Below are 18,801 nucleotides of genomic sequence, written 5' to 3' on the forward strand. Positions count from 1 at the left end.
TGCATTAATTCCTGTGTTTAACTGAGATTTATTTATCTTATAATAAACCTAAAATTTTTGCGGAGTTTTATAAGGAATTTATGAAAAAACTATCATTTTTTAAGGCTTTACGCATTTGTTTTGAGTAATTTTGACTTAGAAAATGGGTTACAGATCAATAATTATCCATTGCAAAATTCGAAAATTGTGAAAAGAGAAATAATTAAAACGCTAGATGGTTCAACCACAATTCATTTAGAAGAATGGAACGAAAGTTACCATTCAAAACACGGTGCCATACAAGAAGCAAAACATGTATTTATAAAAAATGGTTTGTCCTTATTTGACAGTAATCCGGTGTCAATTCTTGAAATTGGTTTTGGAACTGGTTTGAATGCTTTTATAACGTTTTTAGAATCAGAACATAAGCAGCAGCAAATAGATTATGTTGGGGTAGAAGCGTATCCTGTAAATGCCGAAGAGATTTTAGGAATGAACTATGTTGCCGAACTTGAGGCATTGGAATTTGAGAACATTTTCGAAAAAATGCATAAAACGGAATGGAATGAGAAAAACGAAATTAGCAGCCAATTCTCGTTAACTAAAAGGAAACAATTTTTTGATGAAATAAACGATTTTGAAATTTTTGATTTGATTTACTTTGATGCCTTCGGATATCGCGTACAGCCGGAGCTTTGGAGTACTGAAATTTTTCAGAAAATGTACAATAGTTTAAAACCTAATGGAGTCCTTGTTACTTATGCAGCCCGCGGAGTTGTTAAAAGAAGCATGATTTCTGTTGGGTTTACAGTCGAAAAATTAGCAGGCCCGCCGGGAAAACGAGAAATGTTTAGAGCCTTTAAAAAGGTGTAATTTAGTTGTTTAGAATGGTTCTATATTGATTTATATGTACTAAGAAAACGTATTCGTTGCTAAAGTTTTTAAAAAAATAAGTTAAAAAGAAACTTTATATGTGATTAATGTTTACATTTGGTGCGAGTTTAAAAATATAGATAACCCCCAAAAATCTTATTTTATTATGTCAAAAATGATGTTTGATTACACGAAATCAATACTTGAGAGAGTAAGTTTCGACCCGGTACTTTTCTGCAGAGAGTTAGAAAAAGCTATCAAAACACTGTTACCATACGAAATGGAACAATTGCAAGAATGGTTATTAAATTTCATTATTGAAAAACCAGAATTAAAACAAAGTCTACTACTGATTAAAGTATAAAAAAAAGGAGCCAAATTGGCTCCTTTTTTTATGCTTGCTTTTTTTGCAGCGGACTAATGATTTGAACGTTCTGAAAAACAATTGCCCCTTTTACAACGCCGGCAATTGTAGATCGAATCGCGTCAATGATTTGCATTTTTAATTCACTCTTTGGGTAAATCAAACTTACCTCTCGGGCAGGTTTTGGTTCCTTAAAGTTTCGTAGTTTCAGTTTGTCGGACTCTTTTAAGTCTAAGGTGTGCAAGTACGGAAGTAACGTTGTACCCAAACCTTCGTCGGCTAATTTTATTAAAGTTTCAAAACTTCCGCTTTGAATCTGGAAATTATTTTGCTCGACATCAGTACCGTTTTTGCATAAATTTAAAATTCCGTCTCTAAAGCAATGTCCGTCTTGTAAAAGTAAAATCTCATTAATGTTTAAATCAGCCACTTCGATTTCTTCTTTTTGAAAGCTGTGATGATGCTCCGGAATGTAAGCTACAAATGGCTCAAAGTATAAAACGATTTCTTTTATTTTTTCATCTTCAAGCGGAGTTGCTGCAATTGCTGCATCAAGATGACCATTTTTTAGCTTTACAATAATTTCATCTGTATTAAGCTCTTCAATTAAAAGCTTCACCTTTGGATATTTCTTAATGAAATTATTCAAAAACATTGGTAAAAGCGTTGGCATAATGGTTGGTATAATTCCTAAGCGAAATTCGCCGCCTATAAAACCTTTTTGCTGTTCAACAATATCTTTAATACGATCTGCTTCGTTTACAATATTTTTTGCCTGATTTACAATCTTTTGTCCAATATCTGTAAGCTGAATAGGTTTTTTACTTCTGTCAAAAATTAAAATATTAAGTTCTTCTTCAATTTTTTGAATCTGCATACTTAATGTAGGTTGTGTCACGAAACATTTTTCGGCCGCAAGAGTAAAGTTTTTATGCTCTGCAACTGCTAACACATATTGTAATTGAGTTATCGTCATTTTGATAGTAATTTTTGATACAAAAATAAGTAAATATAATTTTTTTTTATAATTTTTTTAATGAAGATAATTTAAATTTGTAGTAAACTTAGTTATAAAAAATGAAGATTATGAAAACAAATATTTTAGGATTACCTGTAAAAGAGTCAGAATTGTTAGTGAAAGAATTAAATATTTTATTATCAAATTTTCAGGTATACTATCAAAATTTAAGAGGAATTCATTGGAATATTCGTGGGAAACGTTTCTTCGATTTACATGTAAAATTTGAGGAATTATATACAGATTCACAATTAAAAATAGATATGATTGCAGAAAGGGTTTTAACAATTGGCGGAACTCCATTACATACTTTTGAAGATTATATCAACAACAATAAATTGACAGTTGGAAAAAATATCTCTAACGATGAAAAAGCAGTTCAGTTAATTGTAAATTCATTATCGGATTTGTTAAAAATTGAAAGAGAAATCCTGAATAAATCTGGCGAAATTAATGATGAAGGTACAAATTCAATGATGAGTGACTTTATTGCAGAGCAGGAAAAAACAATTTGGATGATGAATGCATGGCTTGATGAAACATTGTAATTTATTGTTTATGAATGTATTAAAAAGCAGAATAGTCTAGTTTGATTATTCTGCTTTTATGTTTTTGTTAAAATTGTATAAAATTTTTGCCTTGTCGCTTTGATTTTATTTGTTTAACGCTATTTTTGCCACAATGAAAATATTAGCACGCATATTATTATTCATATTTATTGCCTTCTTATCGACCCCGACAATTGTTCAGGCGATTAAGAAAGGAAGTTCCTGCGTGTCTTTTAATTTTTCTGAAGAAGAGGTGCATAAAGAACTAAAATCTGTAGTGCATCCTGTAATTTTAGAACACGAAGCACCGCTTCCTGTTTACATTCAAAAGAAAACGATTGTTTCTGAAAACATCGTAAAACTAGATAATATTTCTCCGAGCATATTTGCTCCACCACCCAACCTGGCATAATACTTCCGATTATTTGAAGAACAACTGTATTTACAGCAAATGCAGCATGGTTCTAATGTATCAATTTTTAGTATTGTATTATGACAAAAAAAATCAATCTTTTTGCCAACCTTAAGTCTGACTTTGCTTCAGGTTTAGTGGTTTTCTTGGTGGCTCTTCCATTGTGTTTAGGTATTGCAATGGCTTCTGGAGCGCCGTTATTTTCTGGAATTATTGCGGGTGTTATTGGTGGTATTGTGGTAGGTTATTTAAGCCAGTCACATATTAGTGTTTCTGGCCCTGCGGCTGGTTTAACAGCAATTATTTTAACTGCTATTACTGATTTTGGTGCCTTTGATGTGTTTTTACTGTCTGTGTTTATTGCAGGTCTAATTCAATTGGCATTAGGATTTTTAAAAGCGGGAAGTATATCAAACTATTTTCCCACAAACGTAATCGAAGGAATGCTTGCAGGTATCGGAATTATTATTATTCTGAAACAAATTCCGCATGCATTTGGTTACGATGCTGATTTTGAAGGTGATCAGGCTTTTATTCAAAACGACGGAAGCAATTCATTTTCATTTCTTTTTGATGTCTTAAATCATATCAATTTAGGAGCAGTTGTAATTTCATTGGTTTCACTTGTAATATTAATTTCATGGGATAAAGTTCCTTTTTTAAAGAGATTAAAATTAGTTCCGGGCGCCCTTGTAGCTGTTATTCTGGGCGTTTTATTAAACGAATTTTTTATATCAACAGGAAGCTCATTGGCAATTGCAAAAGAACATTTGGTTTCTTTGCCAGTTCCAAAGTCTTTTGATGATTTTAAATCTATTATAATTACACCAAACTTTTCTGCAGTAACAAATCCGCAGGTTTGGGTTGTAGCTGTTACAATTGCCATTGTAGCTTCTATCGAAACACTTTTGTGTATTGAGGCTTCTGACAGAATGGACGTTCAAAAACGTTATACTGATACTAATGTTGAGCTTAGAGCGCAGGGTATTGGGAATGTTGCGAGTGCACTTTTAGGAGGTTTACCAATGACATCTGTTGTGGTGAGATCATCTGCAAACAATAATGCCGGTGCAAAATCTAAAATGTCGACTATTATTCATGGTGTACTTTTATTGATCAGTGTATTGTCGATTCCGGCAATTTTAAATAAAATTCCTTTGGCAACTTTAGCTACGGTTTTAATCTTGGTTGGATATAAATTAGCAAAACCAGCAACCTTTATGCATTTCTGGGAAAAGGGGAAATACCAGTTTGTCCCTTTTATCGCAACTTTGGTCTTTGTCGTTGCGACAGATTTGCTTAAAGGAGTTGCTTTAGGAATTATCATTAGTATCATTTTTGTTTTAAGAGGAAATTTAAAAAGAGCTTACATCTTCAAAAAAGAAGAATATGAAGATGGGGATGTCATTCATATTGATTTAGCGCAGGAAGTTTCTTTTTTAAATAAAGCCGCAATCAAACAAACATTAAGTGAAATTCCGGAAAATTCTAAAGTAATTATTAATGCGCATGATACAGAATATATTGCTCATGATGTATTAGATTTAATTCGTGAATTTAAAGAAACCCGCGCTATCGATGAAAATATCAAAGTAAAGCTAAAAGGTTTTAAAGAAGCATACGAATTAGAAAATACTCCGGATAATAACAATCACGTTACGATTGAACATTATTATGATGTTGCAAAACGAGCATTGGTTAAGAAAGAACAAAAAGAAAAATTTTAAACAAATTATATAAATAAAGATATTATTCAGGTTTGAGAAATATCAAAATTTAAATAACTTTACAAAAAAGTCTTTTTGATATGCTTAAGCATTGATAATACCAAGAAAAAAACCTAAGAAAGATGAGAAAGTTCTATGAACAAATATTAGAGAACAATAAAAAATGGGTAGAAGATTCATTAGCAAAAGATCCTAATTATTTTGCTGATTTAGCAAAAGGGCAATCTCCGCCATTATTATGGATTGGATGTTCTGACAGCCGTGTTCCTGCAAACGAAATTATTGGGGCAAAACCTGGTGAAGTGTTTGTACACAGAAACATTGCTAACATGGTTGTTCACTCAGATATGAATATGTTAAGCGTACTGGATTATGCAGTAAACGTTTTAAAAGTAAAACACGTTATTGTTTGCGGACATTACGGATGTGGTGGTGTAAAAGCGGCTATGGGTAATTTATCTGTTGGAATTATCGATAACTGGATTCGTCACATTAAAGATGAATATCGTTTACATGATAAATATTTGAATTCTATTGAAGATGAAACAGAACGTTTTAATGCTTTTGTAGAAATCAATGCTAAAGAACAGGTTTACAATTTAGCTAAAACTTCAATTGTACAATCAGCTTGGAAAAACGGTCAGGATTTAATGCTGCATGGATGGGTTTACGGATTGAATTCTGGTTTTGTAACCGATTTGAATGTAACCATTTCTTCAAATGATGAACTTGATGATGTTTACCAGCTGAGTAATCTATAAAAAATAAAAAATCGCCTCAAAAGGGCGATTTTTTTTATTCATTTTCGTCTAGATTTTCATTGAATGCAGATGGTAACATCGTTGGAATAAACTTGATTAAAATCGGCAGTAATAAACTTCCGCCCGGAAGCAGGAATATTGTTAAGGACGGAATCGTTTTACAAATATCTAAAAGCTGTTTTTTTACTTTTTTCTTTTCCTTCGCATCTAAATCCCTTGTTGTAGAATAAGCTAATAGAACCATTAATTCTTTACTCTGAACAATTTCTTTAATTAACCTGTTTTTGTTTCTTATAATCAGTTTTACAACGCTGTGCGTCATCTGGTCGTAGAAATGCTTAACCGGATTGGAGTAATTAAAGTATGGGATTTTCTTTTTATGAGTCGTAATAAAATCATGGGTTGTGTCGATGCTTGTTTTTACAAAATCATCGGCAACGCCCATCATTGAACCTAGAGAATACAAGAAATAAGATTCTTCATTTTCGACAACACCATCGCTCCACAATGCCATTCCGGCCATGTCAATTAAATAATAATGCTCTAAAGTATTTTTAAAATAATCTAATTGTAAAGTTTCCAGAGTATCTACGGTAACTTTCGAAAATTTAGAATAACGTATAGAAGCCTCAAAAAGTTTAATCAGCAAATCGTCGTGCTGCGATTTGATTGTTTTTGTTTTTAAAGCCAAACCTACGATTCCAAGAACCGTTTCTTCAATTCTTTTTAGATATTTTTCCGGAATTTCTCCGTGTTCTAAATATTGTCTAAAAGCCAAAACATCAATAAACAAAAGCGCATTTGTTACTAAATGCGAAAAGTTTTTGCTGATAATACTGTCATTGGTCTGCACTCTTTCATCAATTATACTTTCTAATGAATGAGAAGGAGTGTCTTTAGGAAGCAGAATCTTAAACAAATTAAACCCTTCCGGATTCATTTGTTTGTAGAATTTTAAAACTTCGGTAATAAAGTTATTTGGTTCAGAATTTCTTTTTTCTAAACAAAAAACATGATAAAGGGTATTTAATAAGGCAATTTTAGAAATTTCGGTTTTAAACCAGCCTTTTATCGGAATTGGAATTTGAGAATCAATTGCAATGATATGACCGTAGATAAAACCAGTTTCTCTAACTTTATAGTAAAAGGAATCTGTAGTTTCAAAAGGAATTGCCTCTGAAAACTTCTGCTCACTAAAAAACTTATCGATCCAGCCGTGTGCTGATGGGTTAATCATTGAATTATATTTATAATTGCAAAGCTATATCTTTTTCTTGTTTTAGAGTGAATTAAAAATAAAATAACCACTAGATTTTTGTGAAATATAGTGGTTATTAGCGTTTTATTATTTTTTATTATTTAATTATCCCGGCACAGGCAACTCTTCCGCCGGCATTTCCGGTTGGCTGAGTTGTAAAATCATCTGTTCCCTGATGCACAATTAAACCTTTTCCTAACACATCTTTAGTTGCATCGCCGCAGCCTACGCACCATTCGTCAGTAGTTAAGGTTATAGTTCCGTTACCTTTTTCATCAGCGGTAAAGTTTCCAATATCACCTTTATGATATTCTCCAACTCCCCATTTTCCGTGTTTTTTAAAAGCTGGGTTCCAGTGTCCGCCGGCAGAACTTCCGTCGGCAGCAGTACAATCTGCTTTTTCATGAATATGTATTGCATGAACTCCAGGCTGTAAACCAGAAACTTTTGCAGTAAAAGTTACTTTACCGTTTTTCTCCGTAAAAGTTGCAGTTCCGCTTACGTTACTACCACTTTTTGGTTCTAATGCTACAGTCAAAGTTTTAGCATCATTTGATTTTGTATTGGTCTTACAGCCAATGATTAAAGCTGTAATTATAGCGAATGATACGATCAGTTTTTTCATATATACGGGCATTTTAAATTAAAGATTAAGTAAATTTAACATAAAATAACGGAATAATTTGACTCTAAAAGTTAAAAAAAAGTCAAACTATACGTCGTAATTTAAGATCGATTGAGCACAAAAACAAAAAATATTGCTTAAATTCGTAATAGTTTTAACGAAAATTTTCTGAAACTAAATTTTTCTAATTCGTTCATATTTAATACTTAATGTTATGATGAAAAAGATTTTTATCCTCGTTTTAATTACTTCGATTTTATTTTCCTGTAAGTGTCAAAAAACAGATTCGGTCGCAAAACTCGACGGAACCTGGGAACTCAATTATATTACCGGACCTCGAATTACTTTTGATGGTTTATATCCGAATAAAAAACCGACTATAGCATTCAATACAAAAGACAATCAGGTTTCTGGAAACAATAGTTGTAATTCCTATACCGGAAAATTGGTTGTAAACGGCAATAAAATTGATTTTACACAGCCAATGGCAGTTACTAAAATGATGTGCATTGACGGACAGCAAGGCGAACAAACGTATATGAGTACGCTTCAAAAAATTACATCGTATGATATTACAGATGATGGAAAAACACTGAATTTAATTTCAGGAGATATTGCAATGATGCGATTTACGAAAAAGTAAACGACTTGTTTTTACTTAAAATAATATGAGATGAAAACTAAATTATTCCTTTTATTAATACTGTTTGGCTTTTTGAATGTTTCTGTATTTGCACAGCAAAAAAGCAAAAAAGAGCTCAAAGCCGAAAAAGAACTGCAAAAACAAAAAGATACCGAAGCTTTAATCGATTCTAAAAATTTTGTTTTTGAAGCCCAAAAAGTCACACCACAAGGTGGACGACTTATTATTTTAGATTACAATACTTATTTCTTGAAGTTTAATGCTGAAAAAACAACCTGTGACCTTCCTTTTTTTGGCCGCGGATATAATGTTGGTTACGGAAGCGACGGCGGAATTAAATTTGAAGGAACGCCGGAAAATATAAAAATAGGGAAGAAGTCTAAAAATTATAGTGTGAGAGCCACCGTAAAAGGCAAAGACGATGTTTATGATTTAATATTTACTATTTTTTTTGATGGAGGAGCTTCACTTTCTGTCACCATTAATAATAGATCACCAATTTCTTATGATGGAGAAATAAGCGCACCAAGAACACAAGAAACGAAAAATTAAAAAACTTTTTTTTATAATATAACTCCCATTTTTTAAATCAATATATTTTAGAATGCATAATTATTTAGAAACAAATTAAAAATCAATACTATGAAAAAATTAAGTCTTATTTTTATTATGGCAGTTGCCGTGTTTTCATCTTATGCACAATCTTCGTTTAAAGAAGATGTAGATGTTTTACAAAGTGTTTACGGAAAATCTAAAGCTGATTTAGTAAAGCAGTATATGAATTTATCAGATGCTCAATCAGCAGCTTTTACGAAAGTGTATGATAATTATGAAACAGAGCGAAAAAATCTCGGGCAGGAAAAATTTCAATTAATAAATGATTATGCACAAAACTATGCAACGCTTACAGATGCAAAGGCAGATGAATTAGCAAAAGGAACTTTAAAAAATCATCTGGCTTATGAAAAATTATTCTCTAAAACATACGGACAGGCAAAGAAAGCGGTTGGAGCAATAAATGCTGCAAAATTTATTCAGTTAGAAGTTTATTTGCAGACAATAATTAGAGCAGAAATTTTAGAATCGATTCCGTTTATTGGAGAATTAGACAAATCAAAAATCCAATAAAAAACATCTTTATAAAATAAACGGCAGTTACTTAAAAAATAACTGCCGTTTTTTATTTGCTTTAATGAAATTTATTTAGTCGTTTTAACTTCATAAATGGCATTAACCATTCCGTCACGGAAACTGTCTAAAGTCAATTCCCAAAACATGATTCCGCCTAATTTTTTAGACTTCACATATTCTGTTTTTGCCTTAATAGATTTAATATCATCTGATGTTGCGAAAGTTTTCGTTCCTTCATTATACCAGTATGGAGCTTTTGCTTTATCATCCCAGAAATATTTCCAGCCGTTAGCTTCCGTATAAGTTGTGGCATAGTTTTTAAAGTCAGCACCTTGAAAATGCTCTCCTGCCTGATACAATCCGTTATTGATATTTTCTACATTTTTCCATTGTCTGGTGTAAAATGCGCCTCCAATTATTAATTTTTCAGCAGGAACTCCAGCTTTCAATAAAAACTCAACCGCTCTGTCTGTAGATTCTTCTTTTGGATTTGTACTGTATAATGGTGTGTGATGTCCTGTAACTTTAGAATATCCATTGACTAAATCATAACTCATGATATTGATTCGGTTTACTAATGGAGATACGGCTTTCCAATCAATCGATTCATCAAGATATTTTTGAAAACCTCCGGCAGCAAAACTCAATTCATATTTTTTACCTAAAGTTGAACGAAGAATTTTAAGCAATTCGGTAAAGTTAGGTTTATCAACAGCTTGATATAAATGTCCAGGAAGTCCTTCAATTGCAGGATATTCCCAATCTAAATCTAAACCGTCAACTTTAAAGTAATCACTTACTTCTTTTACTGATTTTGCGAATTTCAAACGACCATCAGCAGTAGAAAAAGCATCAGAACATGGTTCACAGCCGCCCCAGCCACCAAGAGATAAAACGATTTTTAATTGTGGATTTTTAGCTTTTAGAGAAACCAAATGTTTTATGGTAATAGAATCTTTAGGAGAATCGACACTTAGTTTTCCATCTTTTAAATGACAAAAACTAAAGATAATTTGATCTACTTTATTGACTTCGTACTCGTCAATTAGTTTAGAATCACCAGTATAATAAGCGATGATATCTAATTTCTTATTCTTCTGCGCAAAAATGTTTGTGGATATAAGGCAGATAAATAAAAGGGCAATTAGGCTAATTTGTTTCATTTTATGTTTTTTGAAGATTTAAAACGCTAAATATAAAACATTAGAATTTAAATTTTGCTATCAATCCTGTAACATAACCTCAATTTTAATAAAGATTTGTGAAATTGGTTGAAACCATATAAGTGATATAAGTTCATTTTAGAGTGGACAGAATTTTATTCCGTTCCAATATTCCGTAGAGACGCACAGCAGTGCGTCTAACATAACGTAGACGCACTGCTGTGCGTCTCTACAAAAAATGCCACAGATTTACAGGATTAAAATGATTAAAAAATCTGTGAAAATCCTTTAATCTGTGGCAAAACAAAAAAACATAGTTAGACGCACTGCTGTGCGTTTCTACAAAAAAACATTTTTTTTTAAATGAACTTATATAACTTATATGGTTCAAAAAAACAAAAAAAATAAACCCGCACAGTTTCGGACTTGTGCGGGTTTAAACAAATTAAAAGCTAAAAACTATTTTTGAATTAGAAGCAGTATGAATTTTCTGCAACTAATTTAGAGGCAATTGTTTCTCTTAATGCCACAACATTTGGCAGGTTGGTGTATTTTGTAAAACGTTTTAATCCCATTAACATCATACGTTGTTCGTCACCTTCAGAGAAAGAAGCGATTCCTTCTTTTCCTCTTAAGTTTACGATATCAACCGCTTTGTACAAGTATAATTTTGCCATAGCGATTTGTTCTTTTACTTTATCTTCACCTTCTCTTTTCGCTAATTTCTCAGTTCTAAGAATAGTACTTTCAGCCATGTAGATTTCGATTAAGATATCGGCAGCAGCCATCAATAATTGTTGGTGAGAATCTAAATCCGGACCATATTTTTGAACAGCACTTCCTGCAACCATTAAGAAAACTTTTTTCAGGTTAGCCACGATTGTTTTTTCTTCTGCAAATAATTCAGAGAAATCTGGAGTATCAAAAGAAGGAATTCCCATTAATTCTTCCTGAACTTTCATTGCAGGTCCAAGTAAATCAACGTGACCTTTCATTGCTTTTTTGATCAACATACCTACAGAAAGCATTCTGTTGATTTCGTTTGTTCCTTCATAGATTCTGGCAATACGAGCATCTCTCCAGGCACTTTCCATTGGAGTATCTTCAGAGAATCCCATTCCACCAAAAACCTGAATACCTTCGTCAGAACAGTTTTGAACGTCCTCAGAAACGGCTACTTTCAAGATAGAACACTCGATAGCATATTCTTCAACACCTTTCAATTCTGCTTCCTGATGACTTGTTCCTTCTGCTTCACGAGCAGCGATTCTGTCTTCGATATCTTTTGCAGCACGGTAAGAAGCACTTTCTCCAGCGTAAGCGCTAGTAGCCATTTCAGCTAATTTAGAACGAATAGCTCCAAAAGATGAAATAGAAGTATTGAACTGAATTCTTTCGTTAGCATATTTTACAGCTCCTGTAGTAACTCTTCTTTGAGCATCAAGACATGCAGCAGCTAATTTAATACGACCAACATTTAAAGCATTCATTGCGATTTTGAAACCGTTTCCTCTTTCAGATAACATGTTTTCGACTGGAACTTTTGTATCGTTGAAGAAAACCTGACGAGTAGAAGAAGCACGGATTCCTAATTTATGTTCTTCTTCATTCATAGAAATTCCGTTTGACGGATCGTTTTCTACGATGAAACCTGTAATATTTTTATCATCACCAATACGAGCAAAAACGATGAAAACGCTGCAGAAACCTGCATTCGAAATCCACATTTTTTGTCCTGTGATTAAATAATGAGTTCCGTCTTCAGATAAAACAGCTTTTGTTTTTCCTGAGTTAGCATCAGATCCTGCGCCTGGTTCAGTTAAGCAATAAGCTCCAAACCATTCTCCAGAAGCCAATTTAGGAACGTATTTTTTCTTTTGTTCTTCTGTACCATAAAGGGTAATTGGCATAGTTCCAATTCCTGTGTGTGCACCAAAAGCAGTTGAGAAAGAACCAGTTGCTCCAGAAATGTAGTCACAAACCAACATTGTAGAAACAAATCCCATTCCTAATCCGCCGTATTCTTCTGGAACTGCAACTCCAAGAAGTCCTAGTTCACCAGCTTTACGCATAGAAGATTCTGTGTAAGCGTAATCTTTTTTCTCAAAACGATCTTTATGCGCCCATAATTCTTTGTCTACGAACTCTTTTACAGAGTCACGCATCATTAATTGTTCTTCCGAAAAATCTTCTGGTGTAAAGATATCTTCGCTCTTTGTTTCTTTAACTAAAAACTGACCACCACGGGTTACGTTTTTTTCGATTGTATCTGCCATTTTTTATTTTTTTAGAGAAAAGAAAATAGAATATAGAAAATAGATTTTGACTGGACTTACTTTAATCCGTTTTGAAAACCCATTGTCATTCTTTGAAATTCTTCTATTTTAATTTCTAATTGGTTAAATTGTTTTTCGTTTATATACTTTCTATGTGTAGCAATCAATAATTGCGTAATCAGTTCAAATGAAGAACCTAGAGAAATGTCTAAAAAATGACTGAAAGATTTATCAGTTCTTGAAGAACCTTCAGCAATATTACTAGGCATCGAAACAGAACATCTGCTTATTTGAGAACTTAGATCATATCTTTCATGTTTTGGAAACTCTACCAATAAATCTGAAATTTCATTAGCAATTGAGATTCCAATCTGCCAAATCTTCAAGTTCTTATAATTATGTCGCATTCTAAAAATCTATATTCTATTCTCTATATTCTATTCTCTATATTCTATTTTCTTCCTTATAATACTTCGTAAACCCCCGCAGAACCTTGTCCAGTTCCCACACACATCGAAACGATTCCGTACTTATTACCTCTGCGTTTCATTTCGTCAAATAACTGAACAGAAAGTTTAGCTCCCGTACATCCAAGTGGGTGTCCTAAAGAAATTGCTCCACCGTTTACGTTTACGATTTCCGGGTTAATGTTTAACTCGCGAGTTACTGCTAAAGCTTGTGAAGCAAAAGCCTCGTTTAATTCGATTAATTCAATATCGTTCAAAGTTAATCCCGCTTGTTTCAACGCTTTCGGAATTGCTTTTACAGGACCAATACCCATAATTCTTGGTTCAACACCAGAAGAAGCAAAATTTACTAAACGTGCGATTGGTTCAAGGTTTAATTCTTTTACCATTTCTTCGCTCATGATTAAAACAAAAGCAGCACCGTCACTCATTTGAGAAGAGTTACCAGCCGTTACACTTCCGTCAGCAGCGAAAACTGGTTTTAAACCTGCTAAAGCTTCTTTAGAAGTTCCTGCTCTTGGACCTTCGTCTTTATTTACAACGTATGATTTAGTTTCTTTTTTACCATTTTCATTGATGAAAGTCTGCTCAACAGTAATTGGAACAATTTGTTTGTCAAATTTTCCTTCTGCCTGCGCTTTCAACGCTTTCATGTGAGAGTTGTAAGCAAACTCATCCTGATCTTCTCTTGAGATTTTGTATTGGTTAGCCACCGCTTCAGCAGTTAAACCCATTCCCCAATAGTAATCTTCGTGACCTGCAGCAGCAACTTTATAATCCGGAGTTGGTTTGTAACCTCCCATCGGAATAAAACTCATACTTTCTGCGCCACCGGCAATGATACAATCTGCCATTCCTGATTGGATTTTAGCAGTCGCCATTCCGATAGTTTCTAATCCAGATGCGCAATAACGGTTAACCGTTACACCAGGAACGTCTTCTACTTTTAATCCCATCAAAGAGATCAAACGTCCAACGTTAAGTCCTTGTTCTGCTTCCGGCATGGCATTTCCTACCATAACGTCGTCGATGCGTTTTTTGTCAAAATCAGGCAGTTCGTCCATTATAAACTGGATCGTTTCTGCAGCTAATTCATCAGGTCTTTTAAATCTAAAAACACCTTTTGGAGCTTTTCCAACTGCTGTTCTATATGCTTTTACTATATATGCTGTTTTCATTTGTTTTTGTTTTTTAAGAGTATAGAAGATAGAGTATAGAAAATAGACTTTACGAAGTCTTAAATCTATATTCTATTCTCTTTGTTCTATTTTCTAATTTCTAAGTGGTTTTCCTTTAGTCAACATGTACTGGATTCTTTCTAACGTCTTGCGTTCTGTACATAAACTCAAGAAAGCTTCACGTTCGATATCTAATAAATATTGTTCAGATACTAAAGTTGCTTCAGATAAATCACCACCAGCCATTACATAAGCCAGTTTGTTAGCAATTTTCTTGTCGTGCTCAGAAATGTATTTTCCAGCTTCCATTTGATCTGTTCCAACTAAGAACATACCTAATGCTTGTTTTCCTAGAACTTTAATGTCGTTTCTTCTGATAGGCTGTGTATAACCAGCTTCAGCTAATAATAAAGCATGTTTTTTAGCTTCAGCAATCTGACGATCTTTGTTTACCACAATAACATCTTTTCCATGTTGAAGAAGTCCAGTGTCAAAAGCTTCATAACCAGAAGTTGAAACTTTTGCCATTGCGATAGTTAAGAAATACTCTTGAAGAACGTTCAATTCCACATCATTTTTGCGGAATAAATCAGATGCTCTTAAAGTCATTTCTTTAGAACCACCACCACCAGGGATAACTCCAACACCAAATTCAACTAATCCCATATAAGTTTCAGCCGCAGCAACCACTTTATCAGCGTGTAAGCTCATTTCGCATCCACCACCAAAAGTCATTCCGTGAGGCGCAACCACAACTGGAATAGAAGAATAACGAACACGCATCATTGTATCTTGGAACAATTTAATTGCCATGTTCAATTCATCATATTCCTGCTCAACCGCCATCATGAAAATCATTCCGATATTAGCACCAACAGAGAAATTCGCTGCTTGGTTACCAATAACTAAACCTTGATATTCTTTTTCAGATAAGTCGATTGCTTTATTGATGGCTTGTAGAACGTCGCCACCAATTGTATTCATTTTAGATTGGAATTCTAAGTTCAAAATTCCATCTCCTAAATCCTGAATAATTGCACCACTATTGCTCCAAACTTTTTTGCTTTCGCGGATGTTGTTTAGAATAATGAATGAATCTTGTCCAGGAACTTTTACTTGTGATTTTGTTGGAATGTTATAGAAATAAGTCGCTCCTTCTTTTACAGAATAGAAACTTTCGCTTCCAGAAGCCAGCATTTCAGTAACCCATGCAGCAGGCTCTAAACCTTCTGCTTTCATGATTTCAATTCCTTTGGCAACACCAATAGCATCCCAGATTTCGAATGGACCATTTTCCCATCCAAAACCAGCTTTCATGGCATCGTCAATTTTGTATAATTCGTCTGAGATTTCAGGAACTCTGTTTGACACATAAGCAAACATTCCGGCGAAACTCTTACGGTAGAACTCTCCCGCTTTGTCTGTTCCTTTTACTAAAACTTTAAAACGATTGATTGGTTTATCGATAGTTTTTGTTAGTTCAAGAGTAGCAAAATTTGCTTTTTTTGCAGTGCGGTATTCTAATGTATCTAAGTCTAAAGAAAGAATATCTTTGTCTACTTTTTTGTAGAAACCTTGTCCGGTTTTGCTTCCTAACCAATTATTTTCCATCATTTTGTTGATGAAAACAGGAAGTTTGAACAATTCGTGTTGTTCGTCATTTGGGCAGTTTTCATAAATACCGTTGGCAACGTGTACCAAAGTATCTAAACCAACAACGTCAACCGTACGGAAAGTAGCCGATTTTGGACGACCAATTACTGGTCCTGTCAATTTATCAACTTCTTCGATCGTTAATCCCATTTCTTTTACCAAGTGGAATAAACTTTGGATTCCGTAAATACCAATTCTGTTTCCGATAAACGCTGGAGTATCTTTAGCAACAACCGAAGTTTTTCCTAAGAATTTAGATCCGTATTCGTTTAAGAAATCCAATACTTCAGTTGAAGTTTTTGGACCAGGAATAATTTCAAATAATTTTAAGTAACGCGCAGGGTTAAAAAAGTGAGTTCCGCAGAAGTGTTGTTGAAAATCTTCGCTTCTTCCTTCACTCATAAAATGAATTGGAATACCAGAAGTGTTAGAAGTAACCAAAGTTCCCGGTTTGCGGAATTTCTCGATTTGTTCAAAAACTAATTTCTTAATGTCTAAACGCTCTACAACAACCTCGATAATCCAGTCAACATTGGCAATTTTTGCCATATCATCGGTTGTATTTCCAGTTGTGATTCGGTTTGCGAATTTTTGGCTGTAAATAGGAGAGGGTTTTGATTTTAATGAATTCGCCAAATGTTCGTTTACCACACGGTTGCGAACGGCTTTACTTTCAAGTGTTAATCCTTTTTTAGCTTCAGCTTCAGTCAGTTCGCGAGGTACGATGTCCAGAAGTAAAACTTCAACACCAATGTTAGCAAAATGACAAGCTATACCTGAACCCATAATTCCGGATCCAATTACAGCAACTTTTTTAATTGTGCGTTTCATATTTGTAAAATTTGTTTTTTTGGGTAGAATTTGAATTTTCTCTTAAAAAAGATTATTCATTTTCTGGGTTTTCTGTTTGCTTCGCCAAATCGCTGGCGCTCGTGTGATTGAAAATATTTTTATCCTGAATTAATTCGTTTATGATTTCAGAAACTTCTATAAAATGTTTCAGTTTTTCGTCTGATACATGTTTTCTAACCGTTTCATTAAATTTCAGAACTGTATTTTTAGATAAATCTCTTTTTTCTTTTCCAAAGTCGGTCAGGTAGATTAAAACACCTCGTCCGTCACTTGGGTTCTTTTTGCGAACAATTAAACCTTTTTCTTCCATAGATTTAAGTGTTCTTGTTAAGCTGGTTGCTTCCATACCCATTCTAGGGCCTAAAGCGGTTGATGGAGTTCCTTCTTCCTTATCCATACTTAAAAGAGCAAATCCTGTTGCCATGGTAGCATCGTACTTCGCAGCCTCTTCATTATACATTCTTGAAACAGCCTGCCATGTAGCTCTCAAAATATAATCTATTGTTTTGTCTTTCATAGGTAACTATATCGATTTCAAATATAATTAAAAAATACTATGCATGCATATAATTTTTTAATAAATTTTTGGTTAGTTAAAAAATCCCACTGATTTAGAGTGGTTTGGTGGTTTATTTAGAGTGAAATATACTATTCTTTTTTTGGATTTTAACATTTTTAATGGTGTCAAAATCTTTTTTTAATTTTAAAATCGGGTTTAATTCTTCATTCTTCAAAAAATTATGAATTTAATTCAATAGAATTTTCAGGTTCGTATCTTGAAATTGAATCCTGAAAAATCTTTTTTATACGATTTCTGAGTCCTTCGGGTCTTAAAATTTCAACACAGCTTCCAAAACCTAGAAAAAGCCTTTCCATTTCATAATTCGGTATTACAAACAAATGCACAATAATACTTCCATCTTCATTTTCTTTAATAACACGCTGAGAAGTATGCAAAGGTTTTGTGAGGACGTACGGGGCATTTGAAGCATCGACCCACAATTCAATTCTCCTTGCTTTTAATCCTGAATTGACTGTAACTCCAATTACATCTTTATAATAATTATCTGCATCAAAATCTTCTTCTAAATAAGGAAGATTAAAATCGTAATCAATAGAAATAATTCTGTCCAAAGCTAAATTTGTAATTGGTTGCGATGCTTTTTTCTTCCCGATTAAAAACCAGCGGTTGTTGAATTCTTTTAATATAAAAGGATGAAAATGAAATTTTGTTTCTTCTCTCGATTTAAAAGATTTATAAGTAATTATAAGAACCATCTTCTTTATAATTGCCTGATAAATTTCATCTAAATAATGCAGCCCTTTTAAGTTTTCATTTTTATCCAAATATATTACAGGTTTTGTATGCGACTTTTCGGCGTAGATTTTATCTTCCAAACGCTGTAAAATATCCGATACATCATTAAATAGAGAGAAATCTTTGAATTGTTTTAACATCGAAACTGTTTCGGTTAAAACATTCATATCCGTTTCCGTCAGCGGAATATCGGTTATCGTGAAATCTTCGTCTTCATATTTATAAAACTTTTTATCGTAAACGACAATCGGAGCATTATAACCCAGTTTTTCACTTCGCATCAATTGAATGTCCATTTGAATCGTTCGCTTGCTTATAGGATTTTCCCGGCCTTCATATTCAAATAAAGCTTCAGAACAGCATTCGATTAAATCTTCTAAAGTCCATTGCCGGTATTTATTCTGCAGACATTTGTCGATTGTTTTGTAGCGAATTAAGGCGTTTTTATTTTGTGACATATATTATATGGATTTTGGTAGCAAAAGCTCTAAATTTTGTTTCCCGCAGATTTAACAGATCTGAGCAGATTTTTTAATCATTTTAATCCTTTAATCT

The 18,801-nt window shown here is 33.4% G+C and carries 19 protein-coding genes; 9 read left to right on the plus strand and 10 right to left on the minus strand.

Going from position 1 to position 18,801, the window contains the following annotated elements:
• The first annotated feature begins 186 nt into the window (after positions 1–186).
• Both mnmC2 and ACODSB_RS11790 read left to right on the plus strand, forming a co-directional pair.
• Positions 187–852, plus strand: coding sequence for a tRNA (5-methylaminomethyl-2-thiouridine)(34)-methyltransferase MnmC2 (mnmC2, locus tag ACODSB_RS11785; protein ID WP_053471825.1), 666 nt, complete (start codon positions 187–189; stop codon positions 850–852).
• Positions 853–1,018: 166 nt separating this feature from the next.
• A complete protein-coding gene (locus ACODSB_RS11790; protein ID WP_053471796.1) occupies positions 1,019–1,216 on the plus strand; it encodes a hypothetical protein in 198 nt (65 codons plus the stop codon).
• 28 nt (positions 1,217–1,244) lie between these two features.
• Here the strand turns inward: ACODSB_RS11790 and ACODSB_RS11795 are convergent, their stop codons facing one another.
• Positions 1,245–2,192, minus strand: a complete 948-nt coding sequence (locus ACODSB_RS11795; RefSeq protein WP_073484761.1) for a LysR substrate-binding domain-containing protein — start codon at positions 2,190–2,192, stop codon at positions 1,245–1,247.
• 110 nt (positions 2,193–2,302) lie between these two features.
• Here ACODSB_RS11795 and ACODSB_RS11800 point away from each other — a divergent pair, with 110 nt between their 5' ends.
• The 4 genes from ACODSB_RS11800 to can all read left to right on the plus strand — a co-directional run bounded on the left by ACODSB_RS11800 (position 2,303) and on the right by can (position 5,682).
• A complete protein-coding gene (locus tag ACODSB_RS11800) occupies positions 2,303–2,782 on the plus strand; it encodes a Dps family protein (protein ID WP_488937186.1) in 480 nt (159 codons plus the stop codon).
• Between the two features lie 133 nt (positions 2,783–2,915).
• The gene (locus ACODSB_RS11805) at positions 2,916–3,194 is read left to right on the plus strand and encodes a hypothetical protein (protein ID WP_235992049.1); all 279 of its coding nucleotides are present in this window, start codon (positions 2,916–2,918) and stop codon (positions 3,192–3,194) included.
• Between the two features lie 80 nt (positions 3,195–3,274).
• Positions 3,275–4,921: a SulP family inorganic anion transporter gene (locus tag ACODSB_RS11810; RefSeq protein ID WP_256635609.1), complete on the plus strand. Its 1,647-nt coding sequence runs from the start codon at positions 3,275–3,277 to the stop codon at positions 4,919–4,921.
• 122 nt (positions 4,922–5,043) lie between these two features.
• Positions 5,044–5,682 carry a carbonate dehydratase gene (gene can, locus ACODSB_RS11815; protein ID WP_053471791.1) on the plus strand — a complete coding sequence of 213 codons (639 nt, stop codon included), beginning with the start codon at positions 5,044–5,046 and terminating at the stop codon, positions 5,680–5,682.
• 34 nt (positions 5,683–5,716) lie between these two features.
• On the opposite strand, the gene ACODSB_RS11820 is transcribed toward can, so the two are convergent.
• Both ACODSB_RS11820 and ACODSB_RS11825 read right to left on the minus strand, forming a co-directional pair.
• Positions 5,717–6,919 (minus strand): LETM1-related biofilm-associated protein, encoded by a 1,203-nt coding sequence (locus ACODSB_RS11820; protein ID WP_488937187.1) that lies wholly within the window; start codon positions 6,917–6,919, stop codon positions 5,717–5,719.
• A gap of 118 nt (positions 6,920–7,037) precedes the next feature.
• Positions 7,038–7,565, minus strand: coding sequence for a superoxide dismutase family protein (locus tag ACODSB_RS11825; protein WP_488937188.1), 528 nt, complete (start codon positions 7,563–7,565; stop codon positions 7,038–7,040).
• 214 nt (positions 7,566–7,779) lie between these two features.
• Between ACODSB_RS11825 and ACODSB_RS11830 the strand changes: the two genes are divergently transcribed.
• From ACODSB_RS11830 to ACODSB_RS11840, 3 genes are all read left to right on the plus strand, one after another.
• A complete protein-coding gene (locus ACODSB_RS11830) occupies positions 7,780–8,208 on the plus strand; it encodes an META domain-containing protein (protein WP_488937189.1) in 429 nt (142 codons plus the stop codon).
• 30 nt (positions 8,209–8,238) lie between these two features.
• Positions 8,239–8,760 carry a DUF4251 domain-containing protein gene (locus tag ACODSB_RS11835; RefSeq protein WP_488937190.1) on the plus strand — a complete coding sequence of 174 codons (522 nt, stop codon included), beginning with the start codon at positions 8,239–8,241 and terminating at the stop codon, positions 8,758–8,760.
• Between the two features lie 90 nt (positions 8,761–8,850).
• A complete protein-coding gene (locus tag ACODSB_RS11840) occupies positions 8,851–9,336 on the plus strand; it encodes a hypothetical protein (protein WP_053471824.1) in 486 nt (161 codons plus the stop codon).
• 71 nt (positions 9,337–9,407) lie between these two features.
• On the opposite strand, the gene ACODSB_RS11845 is transcribed toward ACODSB_RS11840, so the two are convergent.
• The 7 genes from ACODSB_RS11845 to ACODSB_RS11875 all read right to left on the minus strand — a co-directional run bounded on the left by ACODSB_RS11845 (position 9,408) and on the right by ACODSB_RS11875 (position 18,704).
• Positions 9,408–10,502 (minus strand): glycoside hydrolase family 18 protein, encoded by a 1,095-nt coding sequence (locus ACODSB_RS11845; protein ID WP_488937191.1) that lies wholly within the window; start codon positions 10,500–10,502, stop codon positions 9,408–9,410.
• Between the two features lie 470 nt (positions 10,503–10,972).
• Positions 10,973–12,778 carry an acyl-CoA dehydrogenase FadE gene (locus tag ACODSB_RS11850; protein ID WP_053471785.1) on the minus strand — a complete coding sequence of 602 codons (1,806 nt, stop codon included), beginning with the start codon at positions 12,776–12,778 and terminating at the stop codon, positions 10,973–10,975.
• 56 nt (positions 12,779–12,834) lie between these two features.
• On the minus strand, positions 12,835–13,185 hold the full coding sequence (locus ACODSB_RS11855) for a four helix bundle protein (protein ID WP_053471784.1): 351 nt from the start codon (positions 13,183–13,185) through the stop codon (positions 12,835–12,837).
• A 56-nt stretch (positions 13,186–13,241) separates the two neighbouring features.
• Positions 13,242–14,423: a thiolase family protein gene (locus tag ACODSB_RS11860; protein WP_488937192.1), complete on the minus strand. Its 1,182-nt coding sequence runs from the start codon at positions 14,421–14,423 to the stop codon at positions 13,242–13,244.
• A 93-nt stretch (positions 14,424–14,516) separates the two neighbouring features.
• A complete protein-coding gene (locus ACODSB_RS11865; protein WP_488937193.1) occupies positions 14,517–16,907 on the minus strand; it encodes a 3-hydroxyacyl-CoA dehydrogenase/enoyl-CoA hydratase family protein in 2,391 nt (796 codons plus the stop codon).
• A 52-nt stretch (positions 16,908–16,959) separates the two neighbouring features.
• Complete coding sequence (locus tag ACODSB_RS11870) at positions 16,960–17,445, minus strand: MarR family winged helix-turn-helix transcriptional regulator (RefSeq protein WP_180858261.1); 486 nt, start codon at positions 17,443–17,445, stop codon at positions 16,960–16,962.
• Positions 17,446–17,666: 221 nt separating this feature from the next.
• Positions 17,667–18,704, minus strand: coding sequence for a helix-turn-helix transcriptional regulator (locus ACODSB_RS11875; RefSeq protein WP_488937194.1), 1,038 nt, complete (start codon positions 18,702–18,704; stop codon positions 17,667–17,669).
• Between the last annotated feature and the right edge of the window lie 97 nt (positions 18,705–18,801).

The sequence above is a fragment of the Flavobacterium sp. FG68 genome (assembly GCF_057808895.1).

What these genes read in the sequence shown, in the direction of transcription:
- ACODSB_RS11820 (WP_488937187.1), bottom strand. Translation starts at nt 6,919, where the DNA reads ATGATTAACCCATCAGCACACGGCTGGATCGATAAGTTTTTTAGTGAG.
- ACODSB_RS11875 (WP_488937194.1), bottom strand. Translation starts at nt 18,704, where the DNA reads ATGTCACAAAATAAAAACGCCTTAATTCGCTACAAAACAATCGACAAA.
- ACODSB_RS11845 (WP_488937191.1), bottom strand. Translation starts at nt 10,502, where the DNA reads ATGAAACAAATTAGCCTAATTGCCCTTTTATTTATCTGCCTTATATCC.
- ACODSB_RS11865 (WP_488937193.1), bottom strand. Translation starts at nt 16,907, where the DNA reads ATGAAACGCACAATTAAAAAAGTTGCTGTAATTGGATCCGGAATTATG.
- ACODSB_RS11850 (WP_053471785.1), bottom strand. Translation starts at nt 12,778, where the DNA reads ATGGCAGATACAATCGAAAAAAACGTAACCCGTGGTGGTCAGTTTTTA.
- ACODSB_RS11790 (WP_053471796.1), top strand. Translation starts at nt 1,019, where the DNA reads ATGTCAAAAATGATGTTTGATTACACGAAATCAATACTTGAGAGAGTA.
- ACODSB_RS11870 (WP_180858261.1), bottom strand. Translation starts at nt 17,445, where the DNA reads ATGAAAGACAAAACAATAGATTATATTTTGAGAGCTACATGGCAGGCT.
- ACODSB_RS11825 (WP_488937188.1), bottom strand. Translation starts at nt 7,565, where the DNA reads ATGAAAAAACTGATCGTATCATTCGCTATAATTACAGCTTTAATCATT.
- ACODSB_RS11830 (WP_488937189.1), top strand. Translation starts at nt 7,780, where the DNA reads ATGATGAAAAAGATTTTTATCCTCGTTTTAATTACTTCGATTTTATTT.
- can (WP_053471791.1), top strand. Translation starts at nt 5,044, where the DNA reads ATGAGAAAGTTCTATGAACAAATATTAGAGAACAATAAAAAATGGGTA.
- ACODSB_RS11800 (WP_488937186.1), top strand. Translation starts at nt 2,303, where the DNA reads ATGAAAACAAATATTTTAGGATTACCTGTAAAAGAGTCAGAATTGTTA.
- ACODSB_RS11795 (WP_073484761.1), bottom strand. Translation starts at nt 2,192, where the DNA reads ATGACGATAACTCAATTACAATATGTGTTAGCAGTTGCAGAGCATAAA.
- ACODSB_RS11835 (WP_488937190.1), top strand. Translation starts at nt 8,239, where the DNA reads ATGAAAACTAAATTATTCCTTTTATTAATACTGTTTGGCTTTTTGAAT.
- ACODSB_RS11840 (WP_053471824.1), top strand. Translation starts at nt 8,851, where the DNA reads ATGAAAAAATTAAGTCTTATTTTTATTATGGCAGTTGCCGTGTTTTCA.
- ACODSB_RS11860 (WP_488937192.1), bottom strand. Translation starts at nt 14,423, where the DNA reads ATGAAAACAGCATATATAGTAAAAGCATATAGAACAGCAGTTGGAAAA.
- ACODSB_RS11805 (WP_235992049.1), top strand. Translation starts at nt 2,916, where the DNA reads ATGAAAATATTAGCACGCATATTATTATTCATATTTATTGCCTTCTTA.
- ACODSB_RS11810 (WP_256635609.1), top strand. Translation starts at nt 3,275, where the DNA reads ATGACAAAAAAAATCAATCTTTTTGCCAACCTTAAGTCTGACTTTGCT.
- ACODSB_RS11855 (WP_053471784.1), bottom strand. Translation starts at nt 13,185, where the DNA reads ATGCGACATAATTATAAGAACTTGAAGATTTGGCAGATTGGAATCTCA.